Source organism: Streptomyces sp. DT190 (assembly GCF_049846985.1).
Lineage (GTDB): Bacteria > Actinomycetota > Actinomycetes > Streptomycetales > Streptomycetaceae > Streptomyces.
The window spans coordinates 40,984-59,256 of sequence record NZ_JBNCNM010000037.1 but is presented as its reverse complement, the minus strand read 5'-3'; the positions used below and the strand labels follow the sequence as shown (position 1 = coordinate 59,256).

Annotated in this window: 20 protein-coding genes and 3 pseudogenes; all 23 read left to right on the top strand. The window is 71.6% G+C overall.

The window, feature by feature from the left end; all coding sequences use genetic code 11:
• Window positions 1-73: 73 nt before the first annotated feature.
• A pseudogene (locus ACPXCS_RS38170) lies at window positions 74-175 on the top strand (IS5/IS1182 family transposase); the annotation flags it as partial.
• Between the two features lie 67 nt (window positions 176-242).
• The gene (locus tag ACPXCS_RS38165; RefSeq protein ID WP_425952076.1) at window positions 243-986 is read left to right on the top strand and encodes a glycosyltransferase family 2 protein; all 744 of its coding nucleotides are present in this window, start codon (window positions 243-245) and stop codon (window positions 984-986) included.
• 870 nt (window positions 987-1,856) lie between these two features.
• A complete protein-coding gene (locus tag ACPXCS_RS38160; protein ID WP_425952022.1) occupies window positions 1,857-2,312 on the top strand; it encodes a hypothetical protein in 456 nt (151 codons plus the stop codon).
• Window positions 2,309-3,499 (top strand): annotated as a pseudogene (locus tag ACPXCS_RS38155) (hypothetical protein). The gene ACPXCS_RS38160 and the pseudogene ACPXCS_RS38155 overlap by 4 nt, the downstream one beginning before the upstream one ends.
• An 18-nt stretch (window positions 3,500-3,517) precedes the next feature.
• Window positions 3,518-4,786 (top strand): MFS transporter, encoded by a 1,269-nt coding sequence (locus tag ACPXCS_RS38150; protein WP_425952023.1) that lies wholly within the window; start codon window positions 3,518-3,520, stop codon window positions 4,784-4,786.
• 45 nt (window positions 4,787-4,831) lie between these two features.
• Complete coding sequence (locus tag ACPXCS_RS38145) at window positions 4,832-5,329, top strand: hypothetical protein (RefSeq protein ID WP_425952024.1); 498 nt, start codon at window positions 4,832-4,834, stop codon at window positions 5,327-5,329.
• A gap of 99 nt (window positions 5,330-5,428) precedes the next feature.
• On the top strand, window positions 5,429-5,854 hold the full coding sequence (locus ACPXCS_RS38140) for a hypothetical protein (RefSeq protein WP_425952025.1): 426 nt from the start codon (window positions 5,429-5,431) through the stop codon (window positions 5,852-5,854).
• The gene (locus ACPXCS_RS38135; RefSeq protein WP_425952026.1) at window positions 5,851-6,696 is read left to right on the top strand and encodes a relaxase/mobilization nuclease; all 846 of its coding nucleotides are present in this window, start codon (window positions 5,851-5,853) and stop codon (window positions 6,694-6,696) included. Before ACPXCS_RS38140 ends, ACPXCS_RS38135 begins: the two co-directional genes overlap by 4 nt.
• Window positions 6,697-6,709: 13 nt before the next feature.
• Window positions 6,710-7,402, top strand: a complete 693-nt coding sequence (locus ACPXCS_RS38130; protein WP_425952027.1) for a hypothetical protein — start codon at window positions 6,710-6,712, stop codon at window positions 7,400-7,402.
• Between the two features lie 23 nt (window positions 7,403-7,425).
• The gene (locus tag ACPXCS_RS38125; protein WP_425952028.1) at window positions 7,426-8,181 is read left to right on the top strand and encodes a hypothetical protein; all 756 of its coding nucleotides are present in this window, start codon (window positions 7,426-7,428) and stop codon (window positions 8,179-8,181) included.
• Window positions 8,178-8,828, top strand: coding sequence for a hypothetical protein (locus ACPXCS_RS38120; RefSeq protein ID WP_425952029.1), 651 nt, complete (start codon window positions 8,178-8,180; stop codon window positions 8,826-8,828). The genes ACPXCS_RS38125 and ACPXCS_RS38120 overlap by 4 nt, the downstream gene beginning before the upstream one ends.
• A 695-nt stretch (window positions 8,829-9,523) precedes the next feature.
• Window positions 9,524-9,907 (top strand): hypothetical protein, encoded by a 384-nt coding sequence (locus ACPXCS_RS38115; protein ID WP_425952030.1) that lies wholly within the window; start codon window positions 9,524-9,526, stop codon window positions 9,905-9,907.
• A complete protein-coding gene (locus tag ACPXCS_RS38110) occupies window positions 9,904-10,707 on the top strand; it encodes a DUF317 domain-containing protein (RefSeq protein WP_425952031.1) in 804 nt (267 codons plus the stop codon). Before ACPXCS_RS38115 ends, ACPXCS_RS38110 begins: the two co-directional genes overlap by 4 nt.
• 28 nt (window positions 10,708-10,735) lie before the next feature.
• A complete protein-coding gene (locus ACPXCS_RS38105; RefSeq protein ID WP_425952032.1) occupies window positions 10,736-11,092 on the top strand; it encodes a hypothetical protein in 357 nt (118 codons plus the stop codon).
• Window positions 11,083-11,901 (top strand): DUF317 domain-containing protein, encoded by an 819-nt coding sequence (locus tag ACPXCS_RS38100; RefSeq protein ID WP_425952033.1) that lies wholly within the window; start codon window positions 11,083-11,085, stop codon window positions 11,899-11,901. The genes ACPXCS_RS38105 and ACPXCS_RS38100 overlap by 10 nt, the downstream gene beginning before the upstream one ends.
• A gap of 74 nt (window positions 11,902-11,975) precedes the next feature.
• On the top strand, window positions 11,976-12,488 hold the full coding sequence (locus tag ACPXCS_RS38095) for a hypothetical protein (protein WP_425952034.1): 513 nt from the start codon (window positions 11,976-11,978) through the stop codon (window positions 12,486-12,488).
• Between the two features lie 417 nt (window positions 12,489-12,905).
• Complete coding sequence (locus ACPXCS_RS38090; protein WP_425952077.1) at window positions 12,906-13,250, top strand: DUF317 domain-containing protein; 345 nt, start codon at window positions 12,906-12,908, stop codon at window positions 13,248-13,250.
• A 30-nt stretch (window positions 13,251-13,280) separates the two neighbouring features.
• Window positions 13,281-15,071, top strand: a complete 1,791-nt coding sequence (locus ACPXCS_RS38085) for a type IV secretory system conjugative DNA transfer family protein (protein WP_425952035.1) — start codon at window positions 13,281-13,283, stop codon at window positions 15,069-15,071.
• Window positions 15,072-15,128: 57 nt separating this feature from the next.
• Entirely contained in the window at window positions 15,129-15,728 is a 600-nt protein-coding gene (locus ACPXCS_RS38080; protein WP_425952036.1) for a hypothetical protein, read from the top strand.
• 46 nt (window positions 15,729-15,774) lie between these two features.
• Window positions 15,775-16,344, top strand: coding sequence for a hypothetical protein (locus ACPXCS_RS38075; protein ID WP_425952037.1), 570 nt, complete (start codon window positions 15,775-15,777; stop codon window positions 16,342-16,344).
• Window positions 16,341-16,817, top strand: a complete 477-nt coding sequence (locus tag ACPXCS_RS38070; protein WP_425952038.1) for a hypothetical protein — start codon at window positions 16,341-16,343, stop codon at window positions 16,815-16,817. The genes ACPXCS_RS38075 and ACPXCS_RS38070 overlap by 4 nt, the downstream gene beginning before the upstream one ends.
• Before the next feature lie 174 nt (window positions 16,818-16,991).
• Window positions 16,992-17,930 (top strand): alpha/beta fold hydrolase, encoded by a 939-nt coding sequence (locus ACPXCS_RS38065; protein ID WP_425952039.1) that lies wholly within the window; start codon window positions 16,992-16,994, stop codon window positions 17,928-17,930.
• A 23-nt stretch (window positions 17,931-17,953) separates the two neighbouring features.
• A pseudogene (locus ACPXCS_RS38060) lies at window positions 17,954-18,216 on the top strand (hypothetical protein); the annotation flags it as partial.
• Window positions 18,217-18,273 lie beyond the last annotated feature (57 nt).

Genomic DNA, 18,273 nt, shown 5'->3' with positions numbered 1-18,273 from the left:
CCAGCCCACAAGTCACCCGATCCAGGACCCCGTTCGAACCAGACCGAGCGCACGACCGGATAGAGAACGGCCAGTCAAGCAGTGGCGCGGCCTGGCCACACGAACCGACAAACTCGCCATCGCCTACCAAGCCGCACTCCACCTCGCCGGCATCCTCATCTGGACCCGACGCTGACCAAAGAGACAGAACCTAGTTCCCCCTCGTCTTCCCGGAGCTTTCTCTGCCCCCGTACACCACGCCCCTGATCACCGTCGTCATCGCAAGCCGCCTGCGCGAAGACCGGCTGGACTACCTGACCGCCATGCACGCCAGCCTCACCCGGCAGTCCGTGCCGTGGGAGGCCGTGATCGCGCTCGACGGTGCTTCGCCCGACCGTCTGCCGGCCCCGCTCGCGCAGGACCCGTGCGTTCGCACGCTGGCGCTGCCCCGTCCGGTCGGCGCCGCCTGCGCCAGGAACCTGGCCCTCGCTCACGTACGCACCCCGTACACCAACTGGGCTGACGACGATGACCTGTTCCCCGACGATGCGATGGCCGTACGGCTGAACACCCTGGAATCCACCGGGGTCGGCTGGTGCGCGGGCTGGAGCGAGGACCAGCACCCCGACGGCTCGACCACCTTGTGGCGCTGCCCCACCCCGCCCGGCCGGCACGAGGCTGGCGACGTGTGGACCTATTGGAAGTCGCCGACGGACACGATCCCCATCGGGCCGACCACGATCCTCGCCCGCACCGACCTCGTGCGCGCCGCGCCGATGGGCGGTCTCGTCCAGGGCGAAGACTACTGCGCGGCCCTCGGCGTAACCGCGCTCGCGCCCGGAATCCTGCTGCCGGTCCCCGTGTACAGATACCGCAAGTGGAACGGGCAGATGACAGCCCAGGTCGGATACGACCAGCTGGAGGCGGCGGCCCGGGAGCACGCCTGGACGTACGGCCGCAGCCTGCGTGCCGTCCTGCGCGGTGGCGAGGACCTGGTCCGTGTCTGAGGCGCAGATCATCCTGTCGCACAGCCGGGATTCGGGCATCGTCGCCATCGCTTCGGGCGAGCAGTGCCCGCGGGCGCACACCGCCCTCGCGGAGAGCGGCTTCCAGCGGGACGACGACGGCGTCTGGCACCTGGCGGCGGACGGCACCCATACCACCGTGGTCGAACTGGTCACGTGCGCCAAGCGGCACCGCGCCAACGTGCACACGAGCAGCCGCCGGTTCATCGGCGACGCCGCCCGCGACCTCGCGCGCCTCCTGCCCGGCCAGTGGCACGCCTCGGTCGAGAGCTATTCGCACCCCGCCTGGCAGGAAGACCTGGTCCCTGGATCTGGGACAGCGGCGAACTCGGCCGCGCCGTCCAGAGTGAGCGGATCCCCTACGCCGCGCTCCTCACCGACATGGTGCAGGGCACCACGCTGCTGTTCATCGAACGTCCCGGCCGTCAACTCGACTACCTGGTGGGGGCCTTCTCGCCCGAGGGGCTCGAAGGGGGCTACGGCGATCCCCACGCCCCACGCAGCATCGTCCTGCCGCCGTTCCCCGGGCGGGCTTCCAAGCCCTCACCGACCTGTACCTCCCCGCCTACGAGCAGGCCGTTTACGCCCGCCAGACGGAGGCCATCGCAGCCGCCCTCGGGGACATCCGCTCCGAGCACGACAGCTGGCGGGCCATGAACGCCTCCGGTCGCTATAGCGACGCCACCCCGCTGAGCGCCGCCGCCCTCGGCGCCGCGACGGAGTTGTTCCTCGACCCCCATCGTCGCCCGGCCCTGCCCGTCACCGCGCCAGCCCGCCCCCTCACTGCGGCCCGACCCGCGCACCGCGGCCCCTGACCCTTCCGCCCCACGCCCCGAGGAGAGCCCCGCCCCCTTGCGACCCGGCACCCACTTCGCCTTCGGCCACGAGGAACACGGCTTCGTGGCCTCCTTCACCGCCGCCCTGCCCGCGCACCTCGCCCACTGGTACCTGGAGCGCGAGCAGTTCGAGCCCGTTCCCGGAGAACCCGGCCTGTACCGGCTCAGCGAGCCCGAGCGCGACGGAGTCCGCCGCACCCGCCAAGCCGTCCACGACCTGCGCCGCCACGGCTACACCGTGCAGGCCGACATCCGCCTCGACCCGTCCCTCTCGGCAGGCCCGCCGCGCCCCGTCCGGCCCAACGGACTCCAGGAGCGCCGCAGCCGGCTCACCCAGGCCGCCGCCGGCCGGACGACGCAGCGCTCCGCACCGCCCACCACCTCCCCGCCAGCGGCCCGGCCGATCCCGCCGAAGCCCACGTACGCTCCGACCGTCCATTTGGCGGCCGCGACCGGCGGGCGGTCACGATGACACCCTCGAGCAGCCCGGCCCCCGACGACCCCTTGCCGACAGCTCCCGAACTGGCAAACCGGGCATGCGACTTCCGCTTGCGGATGGCGGTCATCGACAGCGAGACCGAGGCCGCGCTCGACATGAAACGCGACCGCTACGGCCGTACCGTCCATGCGGGCGCCGCCGCAGCCGCAAGAGCCCACCGTGACAAGGCGGCGGTGGAGGCGTACGCCACCCACCTCGCCCCGCACGCCGAGGCTCTCCTCGATGCCGCCCGACTCGTGCTCGACGAGCTGCCACCCGCCCGGCACCTGACCGGGTGGCGGGCCGTCCTGGACGGCCTGGCTGCCTCCGCCGCCGAACTCCGCCGAGCCCTCGACCGGCCGGCCGCGCCCGGCTCCCCCGCCGAACGCACTCAGCACGCGGCCTTGTGGCCGCACCTCACCGCTTGGGCGGACCACAGCTCTATAGCCAGCAACCTCGCCGACCAACGCGACGGCCAGCACCACAAGGCTCCGCTGACCGACGAGGAGCAGCAGATCTAGAGCGAGAGGGCCCAGACCGCGCAGCGGCGAGGCGAGCTGGAGCTGACCGAGTCGTGGTATGCCGCCGACAGGCAGCCGATCACCCTCGCCTACCTGGTCGAGGACAACGACTCGACGGTGGTCGCCCTGCGCGGCGATCCCGGGATACCAGGCTGGCAAGTGATCGGGCACTACGCCCACGAGTACGAGGCGGGCAAGGCCCTGCCCGCTCCGGTCCCGCCCGGCATCCTGCGCGCGGACGTCTCCCGGTTCAACCGCCCGGCACCGGCCCCGGAGGTGTCCCTGCAGGAACTCATCCGCGACGTCGTCGAAGGCCACACCGCCGGTGACGCCTCGAATGCTCTCCTCGGAACCGTCCAGCGCGGCTACGCCGCCGGCCCGATGGTCCGCCTTCAGGAACTCCTGGAGACGAGCAGCCAGTTCGCCAGCGCTCTGGAGACCGTGCAGGGCCGCCAGATCGCCGCCCGCCTCTCAGCGTTGGGACGGCAGATCGAGTTCCTCACCCGTGAAGTCGAAGAGGCAGCCGAAGACCTCGGAGCGACCGTCGCCGTCCTGCCCCCGCACCGCACCCCCGTGCTACGCGCCCGCCCACGCCCGGCCGTGGACACCACCCCGCCCACGCCACCACCCCGCGCCAGCACGACCGCCCGCCACCGCTAGACCCCGAGAAAGCACCCGTTGTCCCCGACCGCATCCCCGGCCCCGGCACCGCGCATCACCTACGGCGCGGTGCTGGGCAGCCCGTACGTCGCCCGCCTCCTCGGCGGCACCCTCACCGGCCGACTCCCCAACGGCATGGCGCCCGTCGCCATCCTCCTGTGGGCCACCACGAGCGGCAGCAGCATCGCCTTCGGCGGACTGCTCAGCGCCCTGTACGGGCTGTCCTCCTCGGTGGTGCAGCCCGTCAAGGGACGCCTCATGGACCGCCACGGCCAGATGGCGGTGCATCTTCCGGCCGCCGTGCTCAACTCGGCTCTCCTGGTGACCCTTCCGCTGACGGGACCGTACGGCGGACCGGGCCTCGCCACGGCCCTCGTCGTCGCCGCCGGCCTGACCACCCCGTCCCTGGAGGCCGGGCTGCGGGCCCTGTGGACCAGCGTGCTGCCCGACGCCCGCCTTCGACACGCCGCGCTCGCCCTCGACACCGGTACGCAGGGCCTCCTGTACATCGTCGGCCCCCTGCTCGTCGCCGCCCTTGCCTCCGCGTACAACCCAAGCGTCGCGCTCACCGTCACCGCCGTCCTTGGCCTGGTCGGCACCACCGTGGTCGTCCTCGCTCCGCCATCGCGGCGCTGGCGATCGACGCCGTCAGTCGACACCCGGCACGGTCCCGTTGGACGGCTGAACAGCCCCGGCCTGCTGCTCCTGCTCGTCTCGCTCACCGGCATCGGGTTCGCGATCGGGGCCATGAACGTGTGGTCGATCGCCATGGCCGAGCACCACGAACAGGACATGCTCTCGGGCATCATCCCCGCCGCGTTCTCCACCGGCAGCTTCCTGGGCGGCCTCGCCTACGGGCGCCGCACCTGGAGTCGGACCACCGCCGACCGGCTGATCATCGCCAGCACCGCGTTCCTCGCCGGATGGCTCCCTCTCGCGGCCCTGCCTGCGCCCTTCGCGGCCACCGCCGCGGTCGCCGTGCCTGGTGCGTTCCTGACCATCGTGGTCGCCTGCGCCTACGTGACCACCGATGCCCTCGCCCCCGCGGGCCGGACCAGCGAGGCGTATGCGTGGCTGATCCTCTCGATCGGCGTCGGGCAGTCCGCCGGTACCGCCCTGGCCGGACGCCTCGCCGAGCAGACGCTGGCCAGCGCGGCGCTCCCCGCCGTCGGCGCGGCCTTCGCCCTCGCCGTCCTTCTCGCCGCGCGCCGACAGCTCCGCCCCGCCGGGCACCGGCCGCCCGGCCGACACCGCCGCCCACTCCGAGGCCGGCACAAGACGTCCTGATCAGGGCACGCCCCCACCTTCCAACCCCTTTGAGGAGATCGAATTATGGCCGTGCGTACGCACTGGACCGTGGAGCACGCCTGCTCCCACAGCGTGGATCATGACCTGTCCAATCGTCCTGCCGACAAGCGGGCGGGCTTTGCCCGTTGGCTCGCGTCGAAGGACTGCACCGACTGCTGGAAGGCGGCGCGCGACGCCGACTCCGAGTCCAAGGAGGAGTGGCTCGCGACCAAGCGGGCCGAGGAGCAGGAGGCAGCCGTCGTGTGGGCGAAGCAGTTCGACATGCCGCAGTTGGAGGGCCCGGAGAAGGCCCTGGGCTGGGGCGAGCGCTCCCGCCACCAGCTGATGACGGCCGCGCACACCGCGCTCGTCGGCGAGGGCACTTGGGACGAGGCGGACTGGGCTGAGCTGGAGGAGAAGGCCCGCTCCATCACCCGTGCCGGATGGTGGATCGACCAGCGCGACGCCGAAGGCACTGACCTGCTCGAACTCCTCGACGCGGCCAGCGAGGCGGACCGCGGGACGGAGAACCCGTTCCGCTGACGGCGGGGCAACATAGCCGGGAAACGCCGGTTAGCCAAACCGGCGTTCCTCCGGACTATTGATGCTCCCACCCCGCCAGCAATCGCGTGGAAGGAACTCATGTCCCAGCCCCCTCCCACCTCGGCGTTCGCACCGACGACCGACCCGCTCACCCCCGACCGGGACATCACCCACGCCCACTTCCAGGCCGGTGACACCATCGTCGTCCTGAAGGGGGTGGCCGGCGGAGAACTGTGGGGCGACGCGATGCGCGTCGTGGCCCCTTCCTGGCACACCCCGACCGACGAGGACGGGTGGCGGCTGCGTGATGCGACAGGCGGCGTCCAGTCCTACGTCACCGCCCACCCCCGCTACCTCGTGCACCTCTCACGCCGCTGCCCTGACTGCCTGATCTATCTACGGGCCATGGAGGACACCCTCCTCGCACGGTTCGCCGGCCGCGACGAACTGATCGACTGCGGCTGGTACACCACCACCGCCCTGGGCCAACTCGTGCACATCGCCGACATCCGGAGCGGCCGGTGATCCCCCGCCTGCACGAGCGGACCCACCGGCCCCACGACCCGCTCGAAGAGGCGCTGGGGCGGCCGGTCTCACCGAACGAGGGCCTGACGGAGCACACGATCGTCGCCCACTGGCCCGGCCTGGATTGCTTCACCCTGGACGACGAGCAGAGGATCTGGACGTCCGTCCAGTGGGCCGAGCACCTCGAAGACCCCTACCTGGAACATCCGTTCGCCGCCAGCCCCGACGACGACCGGCGGGCGATCCTCCACCTCGACATCCGCCTTCACCCGGACGACCGGGAACTGACCGGACCGGAGTGGGCCGAGGTCGCTCAACGGCTCGCACGAGCCGCCGGCATCGAGATCCCCGGCAAGGAACACGGCTGCCGATGGATCGCCGTCCAGGCCCAGCCCGGCCGCCTCGACCTGATCGCCAACCTAATCCACCTCGACGGCGCGTGGCACGCTCCTCCCGCGGACAAACTGCGGCGCCTGGCACAGGAGACGCGTCGCATCGAACAGGACCTCCACCTGGTCCCTGCCCGATCCGACCCCCCTTCGCGGCCTGCTATCCGCGCGGCGCTCACGGCGTCGGCCCAGCTCGCGACCATCCTCACGCAGCTCGCCGACGAACAGGCCGGCCCTCTGGCCGCGGTACGCGGACTCGTCGAGCACACCTCGCACCGGATCGCCCGCCAGCCGGGAGCAGCCAGCACCGATACGGCACACCGCCTGGAGCTGATCGCCCGCCGCCTCTACGCCATCCAGCAGGACCTGGACACCACCGCAGACCGCCTGGTCCATCCCCGCGCCGTCCCGGCCCCGGACGCCGTCCGGCACAACGCCCACCGATCGCCGTAGGAGAAACGTCTCCTTGCCCCGCACCGACCGCTTCCTGGACATCCGCCGCGACCCCCACTCCGACGAACTCCTTGCCCGTGGCGGCGACTCCGAGGCACACAGCATCCTCCAGCGCGCGGGCTTCGTCGCCGTCGTCCGCGTCCATGAGACGTACCACCGCGCCCCGAGCGGCCTAGCGGAGGACGACGAGTCCCGTCTCGCCACCGACGCCGTGGCCCGCCTGCGGGCGGCCGGCTACCACGTCGACTGCGACGCGGACTTCGACACCGACTCGCGTCCGGCCAGCTACCTGCCGCTGGGGTCCTCCATTGCCCACGTCGCCGAGCGCCTTCGCGAGGCCGCCACTACGGGCGAGGCGGCCGATGCGCTGACTGAGCTGACCGCCGCCCACGACGGCGTCCTCGCCGCGCTGGAGGAAGTCCTCACCGCCACCGCCGACTTCCACGACGGGCTCGGCCAGGCGGCCGACCCCTACATCGCGCGGCGGCTTCGCTACCTCGCCGACGAGCACCTTCGCGTCATCCGTACCGACCTCTCCGAGACCCGCCACCAGCTCGCCGACCGGCATGCCCCGCACCCCGGCCGCAGCACCTGCACCGGGGAAGGCCCGTCAACCGAGCAAGAGCGCTCTGCCGTGTGCGCCTGCCCGCCACCGCGCACCCTACCGGCCCCGCCGCCCCCGATGGCCGCCGGACTGCGCCGCTGACTCCCACCTCGCCCAAGGACACCATGCACGACCACCACACCTCCGAGCGCCTCGCCTCGTACGCCGACGTTCTCGCCGGCGAACTCCCCGACAGTTGGACCAGCTCCCACCTGCCAGCCGACGCCAAGGACGACCTCGCCGAACTCGCCGACCGCATCTGGGACCTGGACCTGGTCGCCGCCTCTCTCGCCGAGCACCCCCTGCAGCAGGCCGCCATCCTGAGCCGACAGGACGGTGCGCAGCTCGTCCTTCTGGACCGGAACGACGAGCGCGACGGCTTCCTCATCGCCGCCGTCGCCCCGCACGCCCTGCCCGACGAGGCGTTCCGCGGCGTTCCCGAGCCCAACGGCATCGCCCTGGCCGATGACCCGTTCCTGAGCGCCGAGCAGGTCACCGGCGACCTGCTCGCCCGCTACGACGCCGCCCTCGCCCAGGTCCGCCACAACGCCCTGGGCGGCATCCAGCCCTCCCAACCGGACCGGGTCGTCCTGACCTGGCAGCCGGACGGCAGCATCGCCACCGCCCCCGCCGACGACCGCGCCAGCGCGGTCCTCATGGCCCACGGCTTCGTCCAGGACCCGCAGAGTGGCATCTACCGCCTGGGTGGTGCCGACACCCAGGCCCAGGCACGCGCCCTGTGCGAGATCGGCCCGCGCCTCGACGCGCTCGGCATCGGCACCGCTCTGCAGCATCCCGCAGGCCGGACCGCGCCCACCACCGCCGCTTCCGTGCCGCCCGTCCCGGCCGGTCCCCGTACGCCAACCACCCGGTCTCGGTGAAGCAGGCGGAGCCCGACTTCTGGGTGCTGGAGTACGTCACCATCACCAAGGACCTCCGCACCGACCTGGTCGTGGCCATCGGCGGCACCGACAAGGCGGCGGGCATCCTCCAGCGAACCGGCGGCTTCCTCTCCGCTCCCGGACCGCGCGGGGACTATCACCGGCTTCCACACGGCCTGCCCGTCGAGCAGCAGCGCCGTAAGGCGACCGCAGCCTCGCACGCCCTGCTCGCCGCCGGGCACAGCGTCCACCTCGACCCCACGCTGAACATGCTGGTCGCACCGGACGGTGAACGTGGGGCCGCCCTGCGCTACCTGGCGGGGCTCGCTGAGCGAGCCGCAGCCGCCACAACCAGCAGCGAGGTGGCCGAGGTCCTGACCGAGGTCGCTGCCCCCGTCCACGGGCTGCTGCCCCTCGCCAGAGAGGTCGTCGTCCGCGCCTGGATCGCCGCCAGCGACTTCCAAGGGGCCGCGCCCGCCGGGGAACCCGATCCCGTCGCACGGCTCGGAAGCACCGCCACCTCCATGAGTGAGGCCGCGCGCGCCATCCTCCACGCCCGCAACCACGTCGCACACCCTGCGCAGCGGCCGGCCACTACCTCACCACCGCCGGGCCACGCTCAGCCCGCGAAATCCCGCCGCCGCTGACCCGGAGAGAACCACATGGCCAACCTGGCCGACGAATACGGCACGGACGTCGAGATCTACATCAAGGCCCTGACGACCACCATCCACGCCGACACCCCAACGGGCGCCCCCGCCCAGCTCCACGACTTGCTGGAACACCTCGGCCTGGAACGCCACGAGTACCCCGCCGACACGCCCATCTACACCTGGCACACCGTGCCCGAACACCTCGACGCCGGCGAGCAGAAGCGGCTGGCAACCGCGCCATCCCCGTCCTGCTCCTGGCCGGGTACGAGGTCAACTGCACGCCTGAAGTCTTCGACGAATCCGCCTACCGGCAGGCCGTGCAGGACCTGCGCACCCGAGCGGGCCGCCCTGCCGTGCGGCAACAGGCACCGATCGGCTCCCCCTCGCCTGCAGCTCCGGCCCGCCGCACCCCGTAAGGCGCCTGCGGTCCCGGCACCGCGCCGGGACCGCCCGCCTCACCACTCGAGACCCGGAGATACCCGTAGCAATCCGCACACCCCCACCGATCAGCAACCGGCTCAAGCCCCGACTCGCCACGGCCCTCTTCCGCCGCTATCTGCGCGCCTCTATTACGACCGGCCCCGACCACACCTCCCCGCTGGCCGGCGCCCGCCCGGAGGCCGCCCTCGCCGAGACGCAGCGCGTCGGGCACCGCCACCACCACTGACCGTCCACCGCCCCGGAGGAGCATGTCCCACTCCACCCCCTACCCGGTGAGACTGGCCGACGAGATCACCCGCCAGCTCGGCCAGCTCGCCGACCACCTCTCTCAGCTCCCCACCCCACAGGCCGCTCAGGTCATCGCCCGCGTGCTCGACCCGGACACCGGAGTCCTCGGCAGCGTCACCCACCTCGTCGCCACCGGCAGCGTGTTCGCCAAGGACCAGGCCGAACGAGGCGCGCTCCCCGCGGAGGTGTGGCTCGCCCTGGGCCGTGCCTCGAACGAACTCGGCGACATCACCCTCGACCTGGACGATCACAGAGACACCCTCCAGCGCGTCGGCGCCCAGCCCGCCACTACGGCGGCGAAGCCCCCGGCACCCGCACCGCTCGTCGTCCGGCGCCGCCGGTGAAGAAGAAGCAGTGGCAGGGCTGGGGACCCGACGAGCAGGCCGAGCAGCACTACCTCGTCCAGCCCCGCGCCCTGGCCGGCGGCGGCGACGTCCGGCACGTCTCGGAGTTCCTGCGCGCCTCCGGCTGGAGGGACAAGTCCAAGACGGGCGGCCCCCTGCGCATGGAAAGCCCGGACCGCACCGTCCGCATCGCCTACGACCCCTACGTCCTCCCCGGCGGATGGACCATCCACGGCCACGCAGACGGAGCGAACGGCGAGTGGTCCGCCCACCTGGGCCGGCAAACGCCGGCGGAGATCGTCGCCGGCCTGACCGACGCCCTCACCCGCCCCCGCTCCGCCCACGCCCCCAACGTCTGGGCCCCCCTGCAGGAGCAGAACTGGCACACGCGCTTCGAGGGCCAGGACTACATGGCGACGAGCCCCGACGGCACCGCGTGGATGCAGTACCGGCAAAGCCCCGACGGGGCGGCGATGTGGTGGACCGGAGCGCAGGACAAGCAGGGCAACGGCTGGACGGCCAACTTCACGCCGAACACCCCGATGCACCTGGTGCAAGCCTTCTCCACCGAACTCGCCAGCCCGGACCCCGTGATGCGCCCGCGTGGACGCGTGCCGCACAGCGCGCAGATCCGTACCTGGTCGGTGTCCGTGAAGCCCTCCCAGCTCCGCGCGTGGCAGCAGGCCCGCATCACGGCCGCCCGCGCCGCCACCTGGGCCCGCAACAGCGCCCGTAGCACCAGGCCGCGCACCAGCGCCCGTCCCTACACCCCGGCCGGCGGCGCACACACCCGCCGCTGACCGCAATAGCCCCGCCCCGAGGAGCCCGATGCCCGCACTCACCCCGGACACCATCCGCACCCTGACCGAAACGCTCGCGGACCTCACCGACTACTTGCGCGAGAACCCCGACCCCGCAGAAGCCCTCGCCCTCGTCGAGCCCCTCCTCGACGAGTACACGGGCCTGCCCGTCCAGTTCGCCGACACGCTGCGCGCCCTCGCCCGCGCCGTTCAGGAGAGCCCTGACGCGCCGCGCACGGCGCAGGGCGACCTTCTGATCACCGAGCTGCGCACGGCCGCGTGGGAACTGGCCGACCAGCACACCCTCCACTACGTGCTGGACGATATCCGTGACCTGTACGGCAGTTCGCCGACGAGCGAGCAGGGGTGCTGCTGGTGCCGCTGAGCGAACGGCAGCTCGCCGCCTTCGCCGACAAGCACGCCGTGCAGATCCCGTACGACACCAGCCCCCGCCACCTCGCCGGCCCCGGAGACGCCCGCCACGTCACCCACGGCCTGGCCGCCGCCGGATGGAACGCCGTCTCCGACCCCCTGAGCGCCGAGATCATCCTGGCAAGCCCTGACCTTCGCCACCGGCTCCAGTTCGACCCGCAGTCCCGCACCTCGGCGTGGTGGCGGCTACGGGCGGAGCCTGTCGGCACCGAGCCGGGCTGGTACGCCGAGTTCGGCGAACTCGTGCCCGCCGAGGTCCTCGCCGCCTTCACCGACGCCCTCACCGCCCCGCCGCCACAGCGGCCGGACCCGTGGCAGCAGGTGACCTCGGCAGGATGGCACCACGAGCCAGAGGGCGCGCGCTCGCCGGACTCCATGTGCCACATCGAACTGCGGCCGTTGAGCGAATTCCACGACCGGTCGTCCTGGCACATCGAGACCCGCGAGCCCGGCCACGGGGAGTTTTCCGGCCCGCGCATCTGGCATGCCTACCTCGACGAGCACACCCCCGCTCACCTGGTCAGCGCGTTCCTCACCGCGCTGACCGACCGCAGCCCGCTCCAGCGCGGCATGTTCGAACGCACCGGCCATTACAGCGCCGTACAGGAGCCCAGCCCGCTGCGCCCGCAGCAGGTGGTCGACGCCCACGCCACGCGCATCAAGCATCTGCGCGCCCAGGCACGCTCAGCCCGCCGCCAGCAGACGAAACCCGCGACGATCCCGGCGCACGCCAGTACCGCGCAGCCGGCCGCTCGCCGCTGACCTGAAGGGGGCCCCTCCCCATCTCCCGAGACCACCACGCACACCGCGACTTCCTGCGCCACCTCGACCACTACGTGCGGGACAGTCAGAAGATCCTCGACGCCTGGGACGCCTACTCCGACGAGCACACCGGCCTCGACGGCTGGCCCTACGACGACCACGCCTACGGCATGCGCAAGAGCCAGCGCGATGCCGACACCGCCGAGGCGTTCGAGCCGCTCCGCTACGGCGCCCGGCACCTGCTGGCAACGGCTGAGACACAGCTGGCACAGCTGCCGGAGAGCACGGTGCAGAGCCGCTGGGTCTACCAGCTGGGCGTCCTGCGCACGGCCCTCGACCGTCTCGAAGAACTGCACGAGCAATGGCTGCTCACCCGCGACGCCCTGCCCGCCACCGCCAAGCCCGGCACCGCCGAATTCGACGATGCCCTCGCCGAACATCACGCCGAATCCTGGAGTTACCTCGACGACTGGGCCACCCACGGCAAAGCGCTCCGGGAGATCAACACCGCAGCCCGCAAGGCCCCTTCATCCCTGGTTCCCGCTCCTGCCCTCGCACCCCTGCGACAAACCGCGGCACGGAAGTGACTAGGGCCCCGACTCCCGAGACCGTCGAGGTTGACTTCATCACCCCGCCCCACCTCGCCGGCGGCGGTGACCTCCCCTGGATCACCCTTTCCCTCGTGCCTGCGGATGGAGCCACGGCAACGACCCCCTGATGCCACGCGTCCTGCCTCCCGCCCCGACCAGAAGGCCCTCCTGCGCCTGGAGCCCGACCCCGACGACCAGTGGAGACCCTGCACCACGTCGCCGAGCCGAACCGGCCGCCTGGTACCCCAGCTTCGGCGCCCGCACGCCCATCGAGCTGATCGCCGCCTTCACCGACCCGGCCCCAGCCGCTGACGCGCTGTGCGACCCGTACGGAGCACTCCGGCAGGCCGGCTGGTCACTGTACGGTGACCAGCCGGCCTCGCTCCCCCTGACAAGACGGCGTACGTCGAGCCGCTGGGAACACCGGCTGATCCGGAAGCCTGGTTCGCCACGGTCACCCTCGGCATGCACCAGAAGGTGTGGCAGGCCCGCTTCCTTGCGCACACTCCGCCACACCTTGTCGCCGCGTTCACCGCCGCGCTCGGCGATCCGACGCCCGTGCACCGCACCGACAGAGGGCGCAGTCTGCCGACCCTCGACCCGAACGTCGTCATCCGCCGGACGACCGACGTGCTCGCCGTGTACGTCGCCGGCGCGCTGGAAGACCGCGCTCACTCCCTCGCTGCCCGGCACAGCACCACGCCGACAGCCTCGATCCCCTCACGGCCAGCGCCGCCCAGGCACGGCCGCAGCCGCTAACCTCCCTCCCCGCCCGGAAGCACATAGCCCTTGCCCCCTTCTTCCTCCAGCAGCAGCACCGACGGATACGACCTCGTCCTGCGCCTCCTCCTCGGCGTACTCGCCGTCGTCGTCCCCCTGTCCCACCTGGCCTGGCTGTCCGGCAACATCACCGCCTACCTCACCGGCACCAGCTGGGCCCCCTATCAGCCGACCAACGCCCTGCTCCACCCCGAGCAGGTCTGGCCCGACGCAGGAGAGACGTCCCTGCTGATCGGTGCCCGCATCGTCCCTGTCCTCCTGCTCCTCGCTCTCGGGGCGGGGGCTGGCGTCCTGTGGGCCCGGCACAAGAACCGAAGCGGCGGCCGGAAGAAGATCAACGACATGGCCAAGGCCCGGGACATCGAGCCGCTGATGGCCAAGGCGATCACCGACAAGGCCCGCTCCCTGCGCCCCAGCCTGAAGGACAACAAGCACATCGACGCGAAGGACACCGGCATCCTTCTCGGCAACCTGCAGGGCAGCCGCCACGAGGTACGGATGGGGTTCGAGGACGTCGCCGTCGCGATCATGGCGCCCCGATCCGGCAAGACCACCTCGCTCGCCATCCCCTCCATGCTCGACGCACCCGGCCCGGTCCTGCTGACGTCGAACAAGGCCGCCGGCGACGCCTTCACCACCACCTACGAGGCAAGGGCCCGGGCGGGGACGGTGTGGACCATGGACCCACAACAGATCGCGCATGCCGCCCGCGAGATGTGGTGGAACCCCCTCGCCAGCGCGAAAACCCTGGACGGGGCGAACCGGCTCGCCGGACACTTCCTTGCAGCCTCGGTGGACGCCTCCCAGCAGGGCGACTTCTGGTCGAAGGCCGGCAGCAACATCTTGTCCCAGCTGCTCCTGGCCGCAGCGCTCGACGAGCGGCCCATCACCGACATCATGCAGTGGCTCGCCTTCCCCGCCGACCGCACTCCGCTGGACATCCTGCGCGACCACGACTTCGCCGCCGTCGCCGCTCAGCTCAAGGGCACCGTCGAAGGCCCCCCGGAAACGAGGGACGGCATCTACGAGACCGCCCGGCAGTACGCCTCCGCACTCCTGAACGCGGAAATCGCCGCGTGGGTGACCCCGCAGAAGGACGTCCCAGAATTCCGGCCGGAGCAGTTCGTCACGTCCACCGACACGCTGTTCCTGCTCAGCAAGGACGGCGGCGGCGGAGCCTCGGCGCTGATCGCCGCGTGCGCGGACTCGGTGATGCGGGCCGCGACCGCGCAGGCCGAACGTGCCGGCGGGCGCCTGGACCCGCCCATGCTGGCGATCCTCGACGAGGCCGCCAACGTGTGCAAGATCAGCGACTTGCCGGACCTGTACTCCCACCTCGGCAGCCGCGGGATCATCCCGATCACGATCCTGCAGTCCTACCGCCAGGGCCAGAAGGTCTGGGGAGACGCGGGCATGGACGCCATGTGGTCCGCCTCGACGGTCAAGGTGATCGGCAGCGGTATTGACGACCCGGACTTCGCGGACAAGCTCAGCCGCTTGATCGGTGACCACGACGTGGAGACCACGTCCACCTCGCACTCAGAGTCCGGAAAGAGCACGTCGGTGTCGATGCGGCAGGAGCGGATCCTGCCCGCCGACGCGATCCGCGCCCTGCCCAAGGGCACCGCCCTCTGCTTCGCCACCGGCATGCGCGCCGCCATGCTCGACCTGCGCCCCTGGTACCTGGAGCCCGGCGCAGGCGAGTTGTCCGCAGCCTCCGCTCGCGCGTCGAAGGCCATCACCGCCCGCGCCGTCGCGAAGCACGTGCCCCAGCAAGGCGAGTACGGCACAGCCGCCTAACCGCACTGCCCCACAGCCCTCGATCGCGCTCACTACCCTCTGATCATCCGGAGCACCATGGCTCTCATCGACCATGCCGACGTCTTCATCGGCTCGACCGACGACGGATGGACCTTCGTCGTCCTCAACCGCCCAATCCGCAACGCCACCCGCATCCTGACCGGGGCGGGATTCACCTCCCGCGAGCACCAGGGCCGCACCCTCTACCTGCTGCCGCCCGAGACTGCCGAGGACGCGCACGAGCGCGCCGGTGTCGCCGCCTACGGGCTCCTGGCCCACACCCACGACCTCGTCGACCTGGCCTGGACGACGCGCCAGCAGAGTACGAGCCCCACCGCCCAGCCCGACGTGACCATCCGCTTCACCGACCGCGTGGTCACCGCGACCGCGGCCACGGAACAGGCCGCCGCCATCCTCGCCCAGCACGGCTTCACGTCCGCGGGAGGGAAGCGGCAGTACACGCTGCCGCCTCAACTCGGTGAATCCGACGCACTCAGCGCCGTTATCGGCGCCGAGGCCCACCTCCACGTCCACGGCATCAGCGTGCGCGTTGCCCTCGGCATCGCCACCTTGCACGACATCCCCCCGGCGCCTTCCCGGCAAGGCGCCCCTCCTGCACCGCCGTCCACCACACAGGCCCAGCGGCGTAGCCGCTGACGATCGTTCTCTCCACACTCGGAGCTGCACCATTCGCACGATCGACTTGCATGCAGAGATCAACCGCCTACGCCAACTCGGCAGCCACTTCCACGACTTGCACAGCGAGGTCCGCTCGCTCGCCCTGCCACCCGGCACCGACGCCCGCCAGCAGCTCACATCGAAGATCACGGCCACGAACGAGCTGGCCCACCGTGCCATGGAGTGCCTCGCCGCCCTCGACGGCAGCCAGTACACCGCTGTACCCGGCAGCCGCCCGGCTCTGGAGGCACTCGCCTCCGTCGTCTACTCCGCCACCGTCGCCTCCTCCGACCTGGCCGCCGCGCTCCTCGAAAACCCGCTGGAAGGTGCCCCGTTCCCCGGTCCGCCGGCCGATGAAGCAGCCGTGCGCAAGGCACGGCACGCTCAGGCCATCCCCGCCATGGCAGAGCACCTCGCGGAGGCCGCCCACCAGCTCGACCTGGCCCACACCGGCTGCGATTACCTCGCCAGCGGTATCACCCGCGACCTGAAGCAGCACGCCGAACAGAATCAGGCTACGGCGGCTCCGAAGATCACGGACAGCCAATACGCCGTCCTGCCTGCGGCGAAGCAGGCCACGGGACGCAGGCGATGACCGGTACCACCCCACCGGGCTCGCCGGCTCATTCCACGCGGCACTGGGATACTCCTCCCTCCGGTCCTGTCGAACCGCCGTTCTCCATACCTGAGCTGTCGGCCATCGCCCGGCGCCTGACCTGGCAGCAGCGCGCTGCCCTGCGGGTTCTCGCCCGGATGCCCAGCCGTGTCCGGCAACGGAGCAACGGTTCGCACTTTGGGGACACCCAGACCTCGTCGCACATCGCGATCACCACGTGGAACGCCCTGGAACGCAAGGGCCTGGCCTACCGCGACCGCACCGCCGACCCCGCGTATGTCATCAGTCAACGCGTGGCACTGACCCACAAGGGACTGGCTGTCCTCAACCACCTCTCCCGCGCCACATACCCCTCCTCGGCGACCCAACTCTGGCCAGCCGCGCCGCCGCTGCATCTCACCGCACGCCCCAGCGCCCCAAACGCCCGCGCACCCCGTGCCCGTCGCCGCTGACGGCCCGCGCACCTCAAGCCCATGCTCGGCATCCGCCCGCCCCGTCCCATGCCCAGCCACAGGCGGGCCGAACCGCCGGCGTCGCCAGCGCGACGTGGGGCGGCACACGGCTGCCCCCTGCTGATCCCCCCCTTCCGGAGTCCCTCTGTGCTCAATCCGCCTCCTGCCACGGAGGTGTTGTCGGTCTCCGCCGCCGACGGCACTCCCCTATCCGTCTACCGCGACATCCCCACCCACCTGCGGTCCGACGGCGCGACGATCGTGCTGGTGCACGGCGCGTCGGTCACCGCGGACCTATGGCGCGTCCACGCCCGGCACCTGACTGGCCTCGGCTTCAGCGTCGTGCGCTACGACCAGCGCGCGCACGGCCGCAGCCCGCGCGGCGATGCACCGCTGACCATCGAGCAGCTCGCCGAGGACCTGCATAAAATCCTGCGCGCCCTCGCCCCCACCGGGCCGCTGGTGCTCGCCGGTCATTCCCTGGGCGCCCTCGTCCTGCAGGAACTCGCCGCCCTGTACCCCCAGCTCCTGCCCCGGATCCGGGGCATGGTGCTGCTGTCGGCCACCGCCCACGGAACGAGCGTTCTGCCCGGCCGCAGCCCGCGTGCCCTGCTTCTGGCCGCCGGACGCGGCCTGTTCGCCCTGGTCTGCACCCACGCGCCCCGGGCCGTGGACCGGGTACGACGCCTGCTGCCCGACGCCCACCGCTACACCCTCGCCCCTCACCCGAGAGCCGAACCGGCCGAGGGGCCGCCGCCGTGCCGCCACGGCGTACGCCACACCCCCACCGCGGATCTCGCCGCGCTCTGGCAGTCCCTGCGCCGCTACCGGGCACGGCACTTGCCCGCGCTGGAGCACCTCGGCGGACGGCTGCTGCTGATGGCCGGCGCGGACGACCGACACATCCCCGCCGCCCTCACCACACATCTGGCCGAGCACCTGCCCGCCGCCCGCCTGGAGATCGTCCCCCGCGCCACGCACGCCCTGCCCATCCGCCACCCCACACTCATCAGCGCCCGCATCGCCCACCTCGCCGCCGGGCCACACCCCCGCCCCCGCCTCGTCAAGGACCTGTCATTTCCGAACTCCCCGCTTTCCGAGCCATTTCACTAGGTGCCGGCATTCAATCCAGCGCCATGCTCGCCCTGTCAGCGGAAGGCATCCTCCCGAAGGCCGACTTCGCCATTTTCGCCGACACAGGCTGGGAACCCCGAGCTGTATATGCCCACCTGGACCGCCTAGAACGCGAAATAGCCGAACCCGCAGGCATACCCATCCTCCGCGTCTCCTCAGGGAACCTCCGCAAGGACGCCCTGAACCCGGAACACCGCTTCGCCTCCATGCCCCTCTACATCCTCAACAAGGATGGCAGACCCGGATGACCCGGCGCCAGTGCACCGTTATCTGCACCATCTCTTCTCGTTGATCGCGGTGACGGTCCCCGAGATCAACGAGG